Here is a 14508-nt window from a genome sequence, read left to right on the forward strand (position 1 = left end):
CAACCGGTTTTCGGTGGCGCGGGGGCGCCCTTGTGCGAACTCCGGGTAAGGGTTTGGGTGGGAAAGGACGTACCCGAAGAGGAGGCACCGGCATGCCCCTGGACACTCCCGGCGCACACGGCTCGGCCGTGGACGCGGAGCCCCTCGGCGAGGAGGAGGCCGAGGACCGGCTGCGCGGCATATGTTTCAAGACGGGCCCGCCCGGGACCGTCGGTGTGGAGCTGGAATGGCTGCTCCACGACGTGGAACGGCCCGGGGCCGCCGTCTCCCACGGGCGCCTGACCGCCGCCTCGGACGCCGTGCGCGCGACCCGGCTGGACGCGGCCCTGACCTTCGAGCCGGGCGGGCAGCTGGAGCTCAGTTCCCGGCCCGCCGGGTCGCTGATGGCCTGTGTGGACTCGATGACGGACGATCTGGCGGCGGTCCGCGCCGTCCTGGCGCGTTCCGGCCTGGAGCCGGCCGGTCTGGGGGTCGACCCGTGGCACTCCCCCCGCCGTCTGCTCAGGGAGCCCCGGTACGACGCCATGGAGGCGTCGCTCGACCGGTGGGGCAGCGCGGGCCGCGCCATGATGTGCACCTCGGCGTCCGTCCAGGTCTGCCTGGACGCCGGTGAGGAGGAGCCGGGCCCCCTGGGGTACGGGCGGCGGTGGCAGCTCGCGCACCTGCTGGGCGCGGTCCTCGTGGCGGCCTTCGCCAACTCGCCTTTCCGGCAGGGCTCCCCCACCGGCTGGCGCTCCACCCGGCAGGCGCTGTGGGCCGACCTCGACGCGGCCAGGTCGCTGGCTCCGCCGGGGCACCACGCGCCGCGTGAGGCGTGGGCCGCCCATGTGCTGGACACACCCGTGATGTGCGTCCGGGGCCGGGACGGCCGCCCCTGGACCGTCCCGGAGAGGCTGAGCTTCCGGGACTGGATCCGGGGTGCCGGGGAGCGGCCGCCGGACCGGACCGACCTCGACTACCACGTCACCACGCTGTTCCCGCCGGTCCGCCCGCGCGGCCATCTCGAACTGCGCATGATCGACGCCCAGTCGGGCCCCGACGGCTGGCTGGTGCCGCTGGCGGTCACCACCGCCCTCTTCGACGACCCGGAGGCGGCCGAAACCGTGTACCGCGCCGTGAAACCCCTGGCGGAGACCGCCGGCCCGTCCCCCGCCCCGCGCAACCCGCTCTGGACGGCCGCGGCCCGGGACGCCCTCGGCGATCCGGAACTGGCCGCCGCGGCCGCGGTGTGCTTCGCCGCCGCGCAGGAGGCGCTGCCCCGGCTCGGCGCGGACACCAGGGTCCAGGACGCGGTGGCCTCCTTCACCGACCGGTACGTGGCGCGCGGCAGATGCCCCGCCGACGATCTGCCCGACCCCGCGACGGCGGCACGCCACGGAAGGAGCCCGGCCCGATGACCGACGGCACAGGCGCGCCCGGAGGGGCCCGGGGACCGGAGTCCGACGCCGAGGCGCTGCGGGGGCGGGCCCTGGCCGCGCTGCTGGCCGCCCGCGAGCGTACCGCGCTGCTCACCGACAGCGTCGACGACCACGAGCTCACCGCCCAGCACTCCCCCCTGATGTCGCCCCTGGTGTGGGACCTCGCCCACATCGGGAACCAGGAGGAGCAGTGGCTGCTGCGTGCCGTCGGCGGTCTCGACGCCCTCCGCCCGGAGATCGACGGGCTGTACGACGCGTTCGAGCACCCCAGGGCCAGCAGGCCCTCGCTCCCGCTGCTGCCGCCGGCCGAGGCGCGCGTCTACGCCGCCGAGGTGCGGGGGCGGGCCCTGGACATCCTCGGCGGCGCCCCGCTGCACGGTGGCGGGCGCCCGCTGGAGCGTGCCGGTTTCGTCTTCGGCATGGTCGCCCAGCACGAACAGCAGCACGACGAGACCATGCTGATCACCCATCAGCTCCGTTCGGGGCCGCCCGTGCTGGACGCGCCCGAGCCGCCCCGGCCGCCGGACGCGGTCACACTGCCCTCCGAAGTCCTGGTCGAGGGGGGCCCGTTCACCATGGGCACCTCCACCGAGCCCTGGGCGCTGGACAACGAACGGCCCGCGCACCGGCGGGAGGTGGCGGCCTTCCACATCGACACCGCGCCGGTGACCTGCGGCGCCTACGAGCGTTTCGTCGAGGACGGCGGTTACGGCGATCCTCGCTGGTGGGCCCCCGAGGGCTGGGCGATGGTCCGCGAACACGGGCTGTCCGCACCCCTGTTCTGGCGCCGGGAGGCCGGACAGTGGCTGCGCCGCCGCTTCGGGGTCACCGAGCCGGTGCCGGCCGGCGAACCCGTTCTGCATGTGAGCTGGTACGAAGCGGACGCGTACGCCCGCTGGGCGGGGCGGCGGCTGCCGACCGAGGCGGAATGGGAGAAGGCCGCCCGGCACGACCCCGCTTCGGGCCGCTCCCGCCGCTATCCGTGGGGGGACGAGGACCCCTCCCCGGTCCACGCCAACCTGGGACAGCGCCATCTGCGTCCGGCTCCCGCCGGCGCGTACCCGGCGGGGCGTGCCCCTTCGGGTGCGGGACAGCTGATCGGTGACGTCTGGGAGTGGACGTCGAGCGACTTCCTTCCCTACCCGGGGTTCGTGGCCTTTCCCTACCGCGAGTACTCGGAGGTGTTCTTCGGTCCGGCCCACAAGGTGCTGCGCGGCGGTTCGTTCGCGGTGGACCGGGTCGCCTGCCGGGGGACCTTCCGCAACTGGGACCTGCCGGTGCGCCGCCAGATCTTCTCCGGTTTCCGGACCGCGAGGGATGCCTGATGTGCCGTCATATCGCTTATGTGGGGCCATCGGTGCCTCTTGGAGAGATACTCACGGCCCCTGAGCGCTCGCTGGTGCGCCAGTCCTGGGACCCGCGGCACCAGCGCTCCGGCACGGTCAACGCGGACGGTTTCGGCGTCGGCTGGTACGCCGAGGGCGACCCGGTGCCGGGCCGGTACCGCCGCCGGGGGCCGGTCTGGGGCGACGAGACGTTCACCGATCTGGCCCGTGTGGTGCGCAGCCCCGCGCTGCTCGGCGCCGTACGGGACGCCACCCGGGCGGGTGCGGACGGGGAGGCGGCCGCCGCCCCGTTCACCGGCGGCCGCCTGCTGTTCAGCCACAACGGCGCGGTGCGGGGCTGGCCCGGGTCGCTGGCGGCGGCGGCCGGGGCCCTCCCGCCGGAACGTCTGCTCACCCTGGCGGCGCGCAGCGACTCCGCGCTGGTCTGGGCCCTCGTGCAGCACCGGATCGCCGAGGGCGGGGACATCCCCCGCGCGGTGGCCGGCACGGTGCTGGACATCGCCGGCGCGGCTCCCGGTTCGCGGCTCAATCTGCTGCTCACGGACGGCGCGGTGATCGTGGCGACCGCGTGGGGCGACTCGCTCTGGTATCTGCACGAGCCGGGGCACCGCGCCGTGGTGGCCTCGGAGCCGTACGACGGCGCCCCGCACTGGCGGGAGGTGCCCGACCGCACCCTGCTGACCGCGTCCCGCACCGGCGTTTCCCTGTCCCCGATCGAGGAGCCCTTCGCGTGAGTGACTTCCGGCTGACCCGCACCCTGCCTGCGGACGCGACGGACGCGGCGCTGCGTGCCGACGTGTCCGAGGGGCTGACCCGGTATCCGAAGTCGCTGCCGCCCAAGTGGTTCTACGACGCGCGCGGCAGCGAGCTGTTCGAGGAGATCACCCGTCTGGAGGAGTACTACCCGACCCGTGCCGAACGGGAGATCCTGCTGGCCCACGCCGGGGACGTCGCCGCCGCGTCCGGTGCGCGGACCCTGGTCGAGCTGGGCTCGGGGTCGTCGGAGAAGACCCGGCACCTGCTGGACGCGCTGCCCGGGCTGCACACCTACGTCCCCGTGGACGTCAGCGAGAGCGCGCTGCGCGGGGCGGCCGGCACCGTGCTGGCCGGGAGGCCCGGGCTGTCGGTGCACGCGCTCGTCGCCGACTTCACCCGCCCCCTGGACCTTCCGGACAGCCCCGGCCCGCGGCTGGTGGCGTTCCTGGGCGGGACGCTGGGCAATCTGCTACCGAAGGAGCGCGCGGGCTTCCTGCGGTCCGTACGGGAGCGGCTCGCGCCGGGCGACGGGCTGCTGCTGGGGACCGACCTGGTCAAGGACGAGGAGACGCTCGTCTCGGCGTACGACGACGCGGCCGGGGTGACGGCCGCGTTCAACAAGAACGTGCTGTCGGTGGTGAACGGGGAACTGGGCGCGGACTTCCCGCTCGACGCCTTCGACCATGTCGCCCGGTGGGACGCGGAGCACGAGTGGATCGAGATGCGGCTGCGTGCCCGCCGGGCGCTGAACGTGAAGATCCGCGAGCTGGATCTGGTGGTGGCCTTCGAGCGGGGTGAGGAGCTGCGGACCGAGGTGTCGGCGAAGTTCCGCCGGGAGGGTGTGCGGGAGGAACTGGCCGCCGCCGGACTGCGGCTGGATCAGTGGTGGACGGACGCGGCGGGCCGGTTCGCGCTGTCGCTGTCGACGGCCCGCTGAGCGGCGCGGGCCAGGGCGCGCCGGCCTGGCCCGCTCCCGGCCGGCAGCGGGGGCAGGACGCTGATCTCCGCGGTGAGCCCGGCGGCCGTCACCACTCTCCAGAGCGAGGCGGTGAGCGGGTCGTCGCCGACGAAGGCGGCGGCCCCCGCCGCGTCCGGGCCCGTGGTGCGGTAGCTGATGCGGACGGGCCGGACGGCGGCGCCCGCGTCGATCGCCGCCTGGAAGGCGGCGGGCCGGAACGGGCCCCCGGGCCCGCGCCCGCACCAGGTGCTGCCCTGCGGGAAGACGGCCACCCGTGATCCGCCGCGCAGCGCGCCGGCCATGGCCCGTACGGAGCCGGGGAGGGTGCGCAGCCGGTCCCGGTCGACGAAGAGCGTGCCGCCGAGCGCGGCGAGCGGTCCCAGGAGCGGCCAGTGGCGGATCTCGGCCTTGGCGACCATCCGGGCCGGGAACACCGAGGCGACCAGCAAGACGTCCAGCCAGCTGATGTGGTTGGCGACGACCAGTTCCCCGGGGCGGGGCCGGGCGCCGCCGGCGGGCCGCCCGGTGACCCGTACCCGTACGCCGAAGCCGCGCACCACCGCGTACGCCCAGCCGCTGACCAGCCGGTCGCGGCGGTGCGTCCCCAGGAGCGGCACGAGGGGCAGGGCGAGCACCCCGAGCAGGGTGAGCAGGCACCCGGTGAGCAGCAGGAGGGCGGCGTGCGGGGGTGTCCGGGAGGCGCCCCCGTGGCCGGCGCAGCGCTGGGGGGTGCACGGGGCGGCGGGGAGCCAGGCGCTCATCGCAGCGGGGCGAGCGAGAGGAAGTGGCGCAGGTAGCGGGGGTCGGTGCGGCGCATGGACAGCAGGACGTAGAGGTCGGCGACACCGAAGCCGGGGTCGTGGGCGGGTGCTCCGCAGACCCAGGCGCCGAGGCGGAGGTAACCGCGCAGCAGCGGCGGCAGCTGCGCCCGGGATCCGGGGCCGCCCGCGTGGCCGGTGGTGTCCCAGAGGCGGTGGGGCGTCACCCAGTACTCCTGGGGCGCCAGGTGGCCGGCGCGTACGGTCTCCCAGCTGCGGGCGGCCAGGGCGCCGCCGTCGGCCAGGGGTATGGAGCAGCATCCCGCCAGCCAGTTGTGGCCGGTGCGTTCCATGTAGCGGGCGATCCCGGCCCAGAGGAGGGCGATGACGGTGCCGTGCCGGTGGGCGGGGTGGACGCAGGAGCGGCCCGCCTCGACGAGGTCGTCGCGGATCGTCAGCAGCTTCCCGAGGTCGAACTCGCCCTCCGCGTAGAGCCGTCCGGCGCGCCGGGCGCCCTGGGGCGGCAGCAGCCGGTAGGTGGCGACCACCTGGCCGGTGGCCGTCTCGCGCACCAGCAGATGGTCGCAGTGGATGTCGAAGGCGTCGCTGTCGAGGCCCGGTTCGAGGGTGTCGAGCCGGGCACCGAGTTCCCCGGCGAACACCTGGTGGCGGAGCCGCTGGGCGGCTTGTACGTCCTCGGGTCCGGTGGCCAGCGAGACGGTGTACGCCACGGGGGCGGGCGGTGCGGGGGCCGGGGTGGAGGGGGCGGAGGGCAGCACGGTCATGGCGTTCTCCGGGGACGGATCGGTGAGGGCGGCCGCCGGGCCATCGCGCGAGTGCGGTGGCCCGGCCCCTTACTTCTTCCGTGACCGGCTGGATTCGACGTGACCGCCACCGATCGGGCGGATGTGCGACGGCTGAATCCCGGGGTGTCCCGTCCTCACCGGATCCGCCGGTGCGTCATCCCGCGATGAGTTTGGCCGTGATGCTGTCCGATGCCTTCTTGGCCTCGGTGGCCGGGTCGGCCCCTTCCAGCACGGCCGTCATGTAGGGCTTGATCGGGTTGACCGCCTCGACCGCGGCCCAGTTGGGCGAGTTGGGGGTGGCGCGGCCCCGGGCGGCTCCCTCGGCCATCGCCGCGGTGCCCTCCTGGCCCTCGACGACCCCGGCGAGGGAGGTCTTGTTGGGCACGTAGCTCATGGTCCGGGCGAGCTCCGTCTGCCACTTCTCCCCGGCGAGCGCCTTGACGACCTCGATGCCCTCGCGGCGGTCGGAGCTGCTCTCCGGCACGATGAGGTCCGATCCGCCGGTGAAGACGGCACCCGGCGCGGCGGCGGTCTTGCCGGGGATGGGGAAGAAGCCCAGTTTCCCCTTCAGTTCCGGGTTCTTCTTCTCGATGGCGGCGGCGGATCCGGGGGTGGTGATCATCTGGGCTATGTCGCCCTCGGCGAACTGCTCGTCCTGCGAGGGCGTCTCCTCGTCGCCGCCCTTGGGGCCGTCGCCGTACTGCTGGAGCCGCTTGTAGAAGTCCATGCCCTTGAGCGCCGCGGGCGAGTGCAGGGTGCCCTCCCAGTCGCCCTCGGAGTCGTCGGCCAGCTCGCCGCCCTCGTCCCAGATGAACCCGGCCAGCACGTACCAGTTCTGCCCGGGGAGGTAGATGCCCTGGGTACCGCCCGTGTTCAGCTTCTCGCTGGTCTCCAGCCACTGCTTGCGGGTCTTGGGGGTCTCGGTGATACCGGCCTGCTCGAAGAGCTCCTTGTTGTAGACCACCACGCGGTTGGCGGCGTACCAGGGGATGCCGTACTGCCCGCCGTTGACCTTGCCGGGCTGGGCGAGGCCGGGGATCCAGTCGTCGCCGCCGAGGTCGCGCATCGACTCCAGCGTGAGGTCGCGCAGGTCGCCGGTCGCCGCGTACTGGGCGACCTGGGTGTTGCCGACCTCGATGACGTCCGGCGCGTCGTCGCTGTCCAGGGCCTTGATCACCTTGGGGCCGATGCCGCTCCACTCCTGGATGACGAACTCCAGTTCGACAGAAGGGTGCTCGTCCTCGTAGGACTCCGTGAACCGGTCCAGGAAGTCCTGGGAGACGCTGCCCTTCATCAGCCAGACGGTCACCGTGTGACCTCCGTCCCCCAGACCGGGAATACTTCCGCAGCCACTGAGCACGAGGGACGAGACAAGAGCAACGGCGCCGGCCGTCATTCGGTTCTTCACGGGTGTCACCTTCTGCGAAACGGCAAGATCAAGACACAGGACCCGGGTGGGGGGACTGCGGGCATCGCTCGCACGGGTGTGTGGCTGGGAAGTTTGGTATGGACCATTCGCGAGGTCAAGCCCGGCTCCGGCGATTTGCCCGTGGTGTTACCTCGCGGCGCCGGGTCCCGTGAGGCACCGTGGAATAAGCGAAAGGGGACAATCGATGTCGAATCACACCTACCGGGTCACCGAAATCGTAGGAACCTCCGAGGAGGGCGTCGACGCGGCCATCCGCAACGGTGTCGCGAGGGCCGCCGAAACGTTGCACAATCTCGACTGGTTCGAGATGACGGCCGTACGCGGACATATCGAGAACGGCCGGATCGCGCACTTCCAGGTCGGCCTCAAGGTGGGCTTCCGGCTCGACGGCGACACCTGAGCCCTCCGGCCGTGCCCCGGTGCGCCGGGCGGACCGTTCAGGTGCGTCCTTCCCTCTCCTGCGCGTCCTTCAGCACGGGCGACACGAGGGCCCACCGGGCCCGGACGACGGTGAAGCCCGCCCGCTCGGCGGCGTCGCAGACCAGTTCGTCGTCGTCGACGAGGACCCGCACCTCGCGGGTGCGGGCCAGCTCGCGAAGGACGTCCAGCTTGGTGTGCCGGGCGGGCCGGCGGTCGTCGTTGCGCCGCATGCGGACGGGGCCGCGGGGAAGCCCGTGCCGCTCCAGCCAGGCGAGCGTGTCGCGCCGGCACCGCTCCGGCCGCCCGGTGAGGTACACGACCTCGCACTCCTTCGCGTGCGAGCGGGCCAGCTCCACTCCCTCGGCCAGCGGCGGGTCGGCGGCGGCCGCGGCGAAGAACGCCGCCCAGTCACGCCGCCGGCCTTCCAGAAGGTGCTGCCGGTGGCGGCTGTCCGCGACGGTCCCGTCCAGGTCGAACACGGCCAGCGGCCGCGGGGTGTTCCTCATCCCGCCCACCCTAGGACCGAGGCGGCCGGCCCGCGGCACCCGGTGCCGGGCCCTCCGGCCCCCGCACATCACAGATCGGTCCCCGTGACACCACGGGCGACGAGAAAGGACCGGATCCATGACCGACACCGACCTCGACGGGCGCCGCGTTCTGGCCATCGTCACCAACTACGGCGTGGAGCAGGACGAACTCGTCGTGCCCGTACGGCGCCTGCGGGAGGCGGGCGCCACCGTCGACGTGGCCGCCGTCTCCGCCGACGCCATCCGCACACTCGTCGGGGACAAGGACCCCGGGGAGACCGTGCGGCCCTCCCTGACCCTGGCCGACGCAGACCCGGCGGGCTACGACCTGCTGCTCGTCCCCGGCGGCACCCTGAACGCCGACAGTCTGCGCCTGGACGACGACGCCCTGGACGCCGTCCGTTCCTTCACCTCCTCGGGCCGTCCGGTCGCGGCGATCTGCCACGGCCCGTGGGCTCTCGTCGAGGCGGGCGTGGTCAAGGAGAAGACCCTCACCTCGTACCTCTCGCTCAGGACCGACATCCGCAACGCGGGCGGCACCTGGGAGGACCGCCCGGTCGTCACCGACGACGCCGGCGGCTGGCTCCTGATCACCTCGCGGAACCCCGGCGACCTGGAGGACTTCCTCCGGGAGATCGGCAAGGCCCTCACTTCCGCGGGGTCCTGACCGCCCGTCCGCCCGTCCGCGGCGAGACGGGCGGAACACTGATCGCCAGGATCGCCGTGTCGTCGTCGATGCCTTCGCCGAGCTCCTCCAGGAGCGAGGTGAAGGCATCGACGGCCCCGGCGGCGGACGTGGGCGCCAGGGCCCGGGCGAACTCCAGCAGCGCGTCCTCGCCGTAGCGCGCGCTCTCGCCGTCCACACGCGCCTCGGTCAGCCCGTCCGTGTAGAAGAGCAGGGTGTCCCCGAGGCCGAGGCAGACCTCTCTGGCCGCGATGTGCGCGTCCGGTACCGCGCCGACCAGCTGGCCCTCCGGGGTGTCGAGGTACTCGGCTCCGCCGTCGGCCCTCAGCAGCAGGGCCGGCGGATGGCCGCCGCTCGCGAGCACGACACGGAACTCCCCCTCGCGGCCCACCGGCGTGAGCAGCCCGAAGACCACCGTGCAGAAACGCGGTTCCTCCTCCTGGCTCTCCTCCTGGAGCACGGCGTCCAGGGTCCGCAGCACGGCTGCCGGGTCCGGGTCGTAGACGGCCGCCGTACGCAGGGTGTACCGGGCGATCGAGGTGGTCACCGCCGCTTCGGCGCCCTTGCCCCGGACGTCCCCCAGGAACAGGCCCCACCGGCCGGAGCCGAGCGGGAAGAGGTCGTAGAAGTCACCGCCCACCTCGTCGGAGGAGGCGATGCGGTAGTGGGCCGCCACGTCCAGGCCCGGTACGGATTCCAGGGCGGGCGGCAGCAGGGTCCGCTGCAGCGTGGCCGCGAGCCTCTGCAGCCGCGCGCGTTCGCGTTCGGCCTCGTGGCGTGCCGCCAGCAGTTCCCGCTCGTAGGTGCGCCGGTCCCGGGCGTCGAGCAGGGTCGTCCGGATCATCAGCGGTTCGCCGTCGGGCCCCTTCCTGACGACGGCGGTGACCAGCACGGGCAGCCGGCCGCCGTCCGCCGCCAGGAGGTCCAGGTCGATCCCGCTGACCTCGCCCTGCATACCGAGCAGCGGGGCGAGGTGCGTCTCGTAGTAGATGCGGCCGCCCACGGTCAGCAGGTCGGTGAACGTCCGCCGTCCCACCAGTTCGTCGCGCCCGTAGCCGAGCCACCTCAGGAGCGTGCCGTTGACCAGGACGATGCGTCCGTCGGGCAGCGTGGAGAGGTAGCCGCAGGGGGCGTTCTCGTAGAGGTCCTCCGCATCGAGTTCCGGCAGGGCGGAGAGGTCCGGGGCGCCGGGCGCCCCGCACCCCTCCCGCTCGCCCTCGCCGGGGGGCCGGGGGGTCACCGTTCCAGCACGAAGTCGGTGATCGCCGACGCGGTGGCCTCCGGAGCGCTCAGCTGGGGGCAGTGCCCCCGCGCGTCGAGGGTGACGATCCTGCTGCCGGGGATGCGGGCGTGGACGTACGCTCCCACCTCGCGCGGGGCGATCACGTCGGACGCGCACTCGATGACCAGGACCGGCAGGTGCACCCGGGGGAGGTCGTCGCGGTTGTCGGAGAGGAACGTCGTACGCGCGAAGACCCGGGCCATCTCCGGGTCGGTGCGGCAGAAGCTGTTGGTCAGTTCCTCGCCCAGTTCGGGCCGGTCCGGGTTTCCCATGATCACCGGAGCCATGGCGGCGGACCAGCCCAGGTAGTTGCTCTCCAGGGACGTCAGGAGCTCGTCGATGTCGCTCTCGCTGAACCCGCCGCGATACCCCTCGTCGTCGATGTAGCGCGGTGAGGGGGTGAGCAGGACCAGCTTGTCGAAGAGCCCGGGTTCGCGCAGCGCGGCCCGCACACCGATCATGGAACTGACCGAGTGCCCGACGAAGACCACCGGTCCGGCGCCGAGTGCGTGACAGATCTGCCGGACGTCCTCGGCGTAGCCGTCCAGGGTCGAGTAGCGCTCGGGGTCCCACGCGGCGGGGTCGGAGTTCCCCGCCCCCACGTGGTCGAAGATGACGACGCGAAACCGCTCCGCGAGCCTGGGCGCCACCAGGCGCCACAGGTTCTGATCGCATCCGAAGCCGTGGGCGAGCATCACCACGCGGCCGTCCTCGCGGCCTGTCACCGACACCCGGTTTCTGCGCCAGACATCCATGGAGCCATGGTGGCACCGGCGGGGCCGGGGCGCGCGCCTGGAGCCGGGGGTGTACCGGGCACCGCGCGTCCGGCGAGGTGGTGCCCCGGGCCCGCGGGACGGGTCTCCCCGCCCCGCGGGTCCCACGGGGTTCAGCCGGTCGGCTCGTCCGGGACCGGGTGCTCGGGGTGGGCTCCCCCCTGGCGCGGCACGGACCGGCCGGCGCCGGACTCGTCCAGCTCGGGCAGGTCCTCCTCGGTGTGCCCGTCCCCCGGAGCAAAAGCGCGGTCACCGCTGGTGCCGAGGTCCGGTGGGAGCGGTACGCCCAGCGGGTCCTCCCCCTCCCGTACCTGCTGGTCGGGCGGGTCGCGGGGGACGGGCGGGTCCTGGGCCCGTCCCGCGGTGCGGGCGGCCCCGTGCGGACGGCGGTCCGTCATGCTGCCTCCTGTCGCCGTACTGCCGTGTTCCCGGGGCGCCTACCCCGCCACCGGCCGGTGACGCCCCCGGCCGGTCCCGTGCCGCCGGCGGTGGCGTGCGAGCTCCTCCCGCCGCGTCTCCCTCCGAGATGCATACCGGCCGTCCCACTGGTTCGCTGGCCCTGTCCGCTCCACCGAACCAGGAGGAATCATGAGCGTTGCGGGTGAATCCGGCGGCCGCGTCAAGCAGCTCCGGGACAAGGCCCAGGAGCTGAAGCAGGCCGCTGAGCGTGCCACGGACCCGGAGCAGCGTCAGCGGCTCCAGGCCAAGGCCCGCCGCCTGCGGGAGCAGAGCGAGCAGGAGAGCAGTATGCGGGACCGTGGCATGGACCCGATGGTCTGAGACCTGTCCCGTCGACCTCTGCCGGTGGCGTCCCGGGCCGTCGCCCGGGGGATGATCACCGGCAGAGCCGTGTCCGCGTCGCCGATCCGTACGGAGCCGTCCCACCATGACCACCACCGACGATCCGTACGTCCGGGTACGGGGTGCCCGCGAGAACAACCTGCGCGACGTGGACGTCGACATCCCGCGCGACACCCTCACCGTCTTCACGGGCGTCTCCGGGTCGGGCAAGTCCTCGCTGGCCTTCGGCACGGTGTACGCCGAGGCCCAGCGCCGCTACTTCGAGTCCGTGGCGCCCTACGCCCGCCGGCTGATCCACCAGGTGGGCGCCCCCGACGTCGACGAGATCACCGGTCTGCCGCCCGCCGTGTCCCTGGAACAGCGCCGGTCGGCGCCCGGATCGCGGTCGTCCGTGGGCACGGTCACCACCCTCTCCAACTCCCTGCGCATGCTGTTCTCCCGGGCCGGCGACTACCCTCCGGGCGCCGAGCGGCTCGACTCCGACGCCTTCTCCCCCAACACCGCGGCGGGTGCCTGCCCGACGTGCCACGGCCTGGGGCTGGTCCATCGCACCAGTGAAGAGCTCCTGGTGCCGGACCCGTCGTTGTCCGTCCGGGAGGGGGCGATCGCCGCCTGGCCCGGCGCGTGGCAGGGGAAGAACCTCCGCGATGTGCTGGACGCGCTCGGGTACGACGTCGACCGGCCGTGGCGGGAGCTGGACCCGGCGGACCGCGAATGGATCCTGTTCACGGACGAGCAGCCGGTGGTGACGGTCCACCCGGTGCGCGAGGCGGGGCGGATCCAGCGCCCGTACCAGGGCACCTACATGAGTGCGCGGCGCTATGTGATGCACACCTTCGCGGATTCCCGGAGCCGTGCGCTGCGGGCGAAGGCGGAGAGCTTCCTGACCGGGGAGCCGTGCCCCGCCTGCGGTGGCAGCCGGCTCCGGCCGGAGGCCCTGGCGGTCACCTTCGCCGGCCGTACCGTCGCCGAGCTCGGCGCCCTGCCGCTGGACTCCCTCGCCGGTCTGCTGCTCGCCGAGGGGGGCGCGAACGAGACCGTCCGGGTGCTGACCGCGGAACTGCTGGCGGGGATCGAGCCGGTCACCGAGCTGGGCCTGGGCTATCTCAGCCTCGACCGCACGGCGCCGACGCTCTCCTCCGGTGAGCTGCAACGGCTGCGGCTGGCCACGCAGTTGAGGTCGGGGCTGTTCGGGGTGGTCTATGTGCTGGACGAGCCGTCGGCCGGACTCCACCCCGCCGACACCCGGTCGCTGCTCTCCGTGCTCGGCAGGCTCAGGGAGGCGGGCAACTCGGTGTTCGTGGTGGAGCACCAGCTGGACGTGGTACGGCAGGCGGACTGGCTGGTGGACGTGGGGCCGCTGGCCGGCGAGCACGGGGGCCGGGTCCTGCACAGCGGGCCCCCGGCGGGCCTCGCCTCGGTGACCGGATCCGCGACCCGCCGCTTCCTCTTCGACGAGGCTCCCGTGCCGGAGCGCACGCCCCGCGCCCCGTCGGGATGGATCCGGTTGCGCGGGGTCGACCGGCACAACGTGCGCGGGGTGGACGCGGACTTCCCGCTGGGGGTGCTGACGGCGGTCACCGGGGTCTCCGGTTCGGGCAAGTCGACCCTGGTGGGCCAGGTGCTGGCGGGAGTGCTGACGGACCGGCTGCAGGGCGGTGCCCCCCGGGTGCGGGAGGCCCGGGGCTGTGCGTCGGCCGAGGGGCTGGAGGCGGTGGACCGGCTGGTGCAGGTCGACCAGCGGCCCATCGGCCGTACGCCCCGGTCCAACCTGGCGACGTACACCGGCCTGTTCGACGTCGTGCGGAAACTGTTCGCCGCGACGGACACCGCCCGTGAGCGGGGTTACCGGGCGGGGCGGTTCTCCTTCAACGTGGCGGGCGGGCGGTGCGAGACGTGCCAGGGCGAGGGGTTCGTCTCGGTGGAGCTGCTCTTCCTGCCGAGTACGTACGCCCCCTGCCCGGACTGCCACGGCGCGCGCTACAACCCCGAGACGCTGGACGTCACCCTGAAGGGTCTGACGATCGCCGGGGTGCTGGATCTGACGGTGGAGGCGGCGGCCGGGTTCCTGGCCGGGACCCCGGCGGCGGAGCGTGCCCTGCGGACCCTGCTGGACGTGGGGCTGGGATATCTGCGGCTCGGCCAGCCGGCGACGGAGCTGTCGGGCGGGGAGGCCCAGCGGATCAAGCTCGCCACGGAGCTCCAGCGGTCCAGGCGGGGCCACACCCTGTATCTGCTGGACGAGCCCACGACGGGTCTGCATCCGGCCGATGTGGAGGTGCTGATGCGGCAGTTGCACGGTCTGGCCGACGCGGGTGACACCGTGGTGGTGGTGGAGCACGACATGGCGGTGGTGGCGGGCGCGGACCATGTGATCGACCTGGGGCCGGGCGGCGGGGACCGGGGCGGCCGGATCGTGGCGGCCGGCGCCCCGCGCCGGGTGGCGGAGGCGGCGGGGAGCCGTACGGCCCCGTATCTGGCGAAGGCGCTGCGGACGGGCTGAGCCCGCCCGCGGCGCCTTCGCCCGGGCCGCGGGCGGGGCCGGAAAG

Annotated in this window: 15 protein-coding genes; 8 read left to right on the top strand and 7 right to left on the bottom strand. The window is 73.6% G+C overall.

From position 1 onward, the window contains the following. Positions 1-92 precede the first annotated feature (92 nt). From egtA to egtD, 4 genes are read left to right on the top strand one after another with little or no spacing between them, the layout of a single operon-like run. Positions 93-1397 (top strand): ergothioneine biosynthesis glutamate--cysteine ligase EgtA, encoded by a 1305-nt coding sequence (gene egtA, locus CP967_RS00595; RefSeq protein ID WP_150486014.1) that lies wholly within the window; start codon positions 93-95, stop codon positions 1395-1397. Beyond that, the gene (gene egtB, locus CP967_RS00600; protein ID WP_150486015.1) at positions 1394-2743 is read left to right on the top strand and encodes an ergothioneine biosynthesis protein EgtB; all 1350 of its coding nucleotides are present in this window, start codon (positions 1394-1396) and stop codon (positions 2741-2743) included. The genes egtA and egtB overlap by 4 nt, the downstream gene beginning before the upstream one ends. Continuing rightward, complete coding sequence (gene egtC / locus CP967_RS00605) at positions 2743-3498, top strand: ergothioneine biosynthesis protein EgtC (RefSeq protein WP_150486016.1); 756 nt, start codon at positions 2743-2745, stop codon at positions 3496-3498. Before egtB ends, egtC begins: the two co-directional genes overlap by 1 nt. Further along, positions 3495-4457, top strand: a complete 963-nt coding sequence (egtD, locus tag CP967_RS00610; protein ID WP_150486017.1) for an L-histidine N(alpha)-methyltransferase — start codon at positions 3495-3497, stop codon at positions 4455-4457. The genes egtC and egtD overlap by 4 nt, the downstream gene beginning before the upstream one ends. On the opposite strand, the gene CP967_RS00615 is transcribed toward egtD, so the two are convergent. The 3 genes from CP967_RS00615 to CP967_RS00625 all read right to left on the bottom strand — a co-directional run bounded on the left by CP967_RS00615 (position 4400) and on the right by CP967_RS00625 (position 7450). Next, entirely contained in the window at positions 4400-5239 is an 840-nt protein-coding gene (locus CP967_RS00615; RefSeq protein ID WP_150486018.1) for a lysophospholipid acyltransferase family protein, read from the bottom strand. The genes egtD and CP967_RS00615 overlap by 58 nt on opposite strands. Then, entirely contained in the window at positions 5236-6021 is a 786-nt protein-coding gene (locus CP967_RS00620) for a GNAT family N-acetyltransferase (RefSeq protein ID WP_150486019.1), read from the bottom strand. Before CP967_RS00620 ends, CP967_RS00615 begins: the two co-directional genes overlap by 4 nt. A gap of 175 nt (positions 6022-6196) precedes the next feature. Beyond that, a complete protein-coding gene (locus CP967_RS00625) occupies positions 6197-7450 on the bottom strand; it encodes an extracellular solute-binding protein (protein ID WP_150486020.1) in 1254 nt (417 codons plus the stop codon). Between the two features lie 205 nt (positions 7451-7655). On the opposite strand from CP967_RS00625, the gene CP967_RS00630 reads away from it, so the two are divergent. Further along, positions 7656-7871 (top strand): dodecin, encoded by a 216-nt coding sequence (locus CP967_RS00630; protein WP_150486021.1) that lies wholly within the window; start codon positions 7656-7658, stop codon positions 7869-7871. Between the two features lie 37 nt (positions 7872-7908). Here CP967_RS00630 and CP967_RS00635 read toward each other — a convergent pair whose 3' ends face one another. Next, on the bottom strand, positions 7909-8397 hold the full coding sequence (locus tag CP967_RS00635) for a phosphatase domain-containing protein (RefSeq protein WP_150486022.1): 489 nt from the start codon (positions 8395-8397) through the stop codon (positions 7909-7911). Between the two features lie 118 nt (positions 8398-8515). On the opposite strand from CP967_RS00635, the gene CP967_RS00640 reads away from it, so the two are divergent. Beyond that, entirely contained in the window at positions 8516-9085 is a 570-nt protein-coding gene (locus CP967_RS00640; RefSeq protein ID WP_150486023.1) for a type 1 glutamine amidotransferase domain-containing protein, read from the top strand. Here CP967_RS00640 and CP967_RS00645 read toward each other — a convergent pair. The 3 genes from CP967_RS00645 to CP967_RS00655 all read right to left on the bottom strand — a co-directional run bounded on the left by CP967_RS00645 (position 9066) and on the right by CP967_RS00655 (position 11556). Then, a complete protein-coding gene (locus CP967_RS00645) occupies positions 9066-10343 on the bottom strand; it encodes a PP2C family protein-serine/threonine phosphatase (RefSeq protein ID WP_150486024.1) in 1278 nt (425 codons plus the stop codon). The two genes, CP967_RS00640 and CP967_RS00645, sit on opposite strands and share 20 nt — an antisense overlap. Next, on the bottom strand, positions 10340-11140 hold the full coding sequence (locus CP967_RS00650) for an alpha/beta fold hydrolase (protein ID WP_150486025.1): 801 nt from the start codon (positions 11138-11140) through the stop codon (positions 10340-10342). Before CP967_RS00650 ends, CP967_RS00645 begins: the two co-directional genes overlap by 4 nt. Positions 11141-11271: 131 nt before the next feature. Further along, positions 11272-11556: a hypothetical protein gene (locus CP967_RS00655; RefSeq protein WP_150486026.1), complete on the bottom strand. Its 285-nt coding sequence runs from the start codon at positions 11554-11556 to the stop codon at positions 11272-11274. Between the two features lie 190 nt (positions 11557-11746). Here CP967_RS00655 and CP967_RS00660 point away from each other — a divergent pair, with 190 nt between their 5' ends. Next, the gene (locus CP967_RS00660; protein WP_150486027.1) at positions 11747-11938 is read left to right on the top strand and encodes a DUF6381 family protein; all 192 of its coding nucleotides are present in this window, start codon (positions 11747-11749) and stop codon (positions 11936-11938) included. A 106-nt stretch (positions 11939-12044) separates the two neighbouring features. Beyond that, positions 12045-14462, top strand: coding sequence for an excinuclease ABC subunit UvrA (locus CP967_RS00665; RefSeq protein WP_150486028.1), 2418 nt, complete (start codon positions 12045-12047; stop codon positions 14460-14462). Positions 14463-14508 lie beyond the last annotated feature (46 nt).

Source organism: Streptomyces nitrosporeus (genome assembly GCF_008704555.1).
GTDB classification, from domain to species: domain Bacteria; phylum Actinomycetota; class Actinomycetes; order Streptomycetales; family Streptomycetaceae; genus Streptomyces; species Streptomyces nitrosporeus.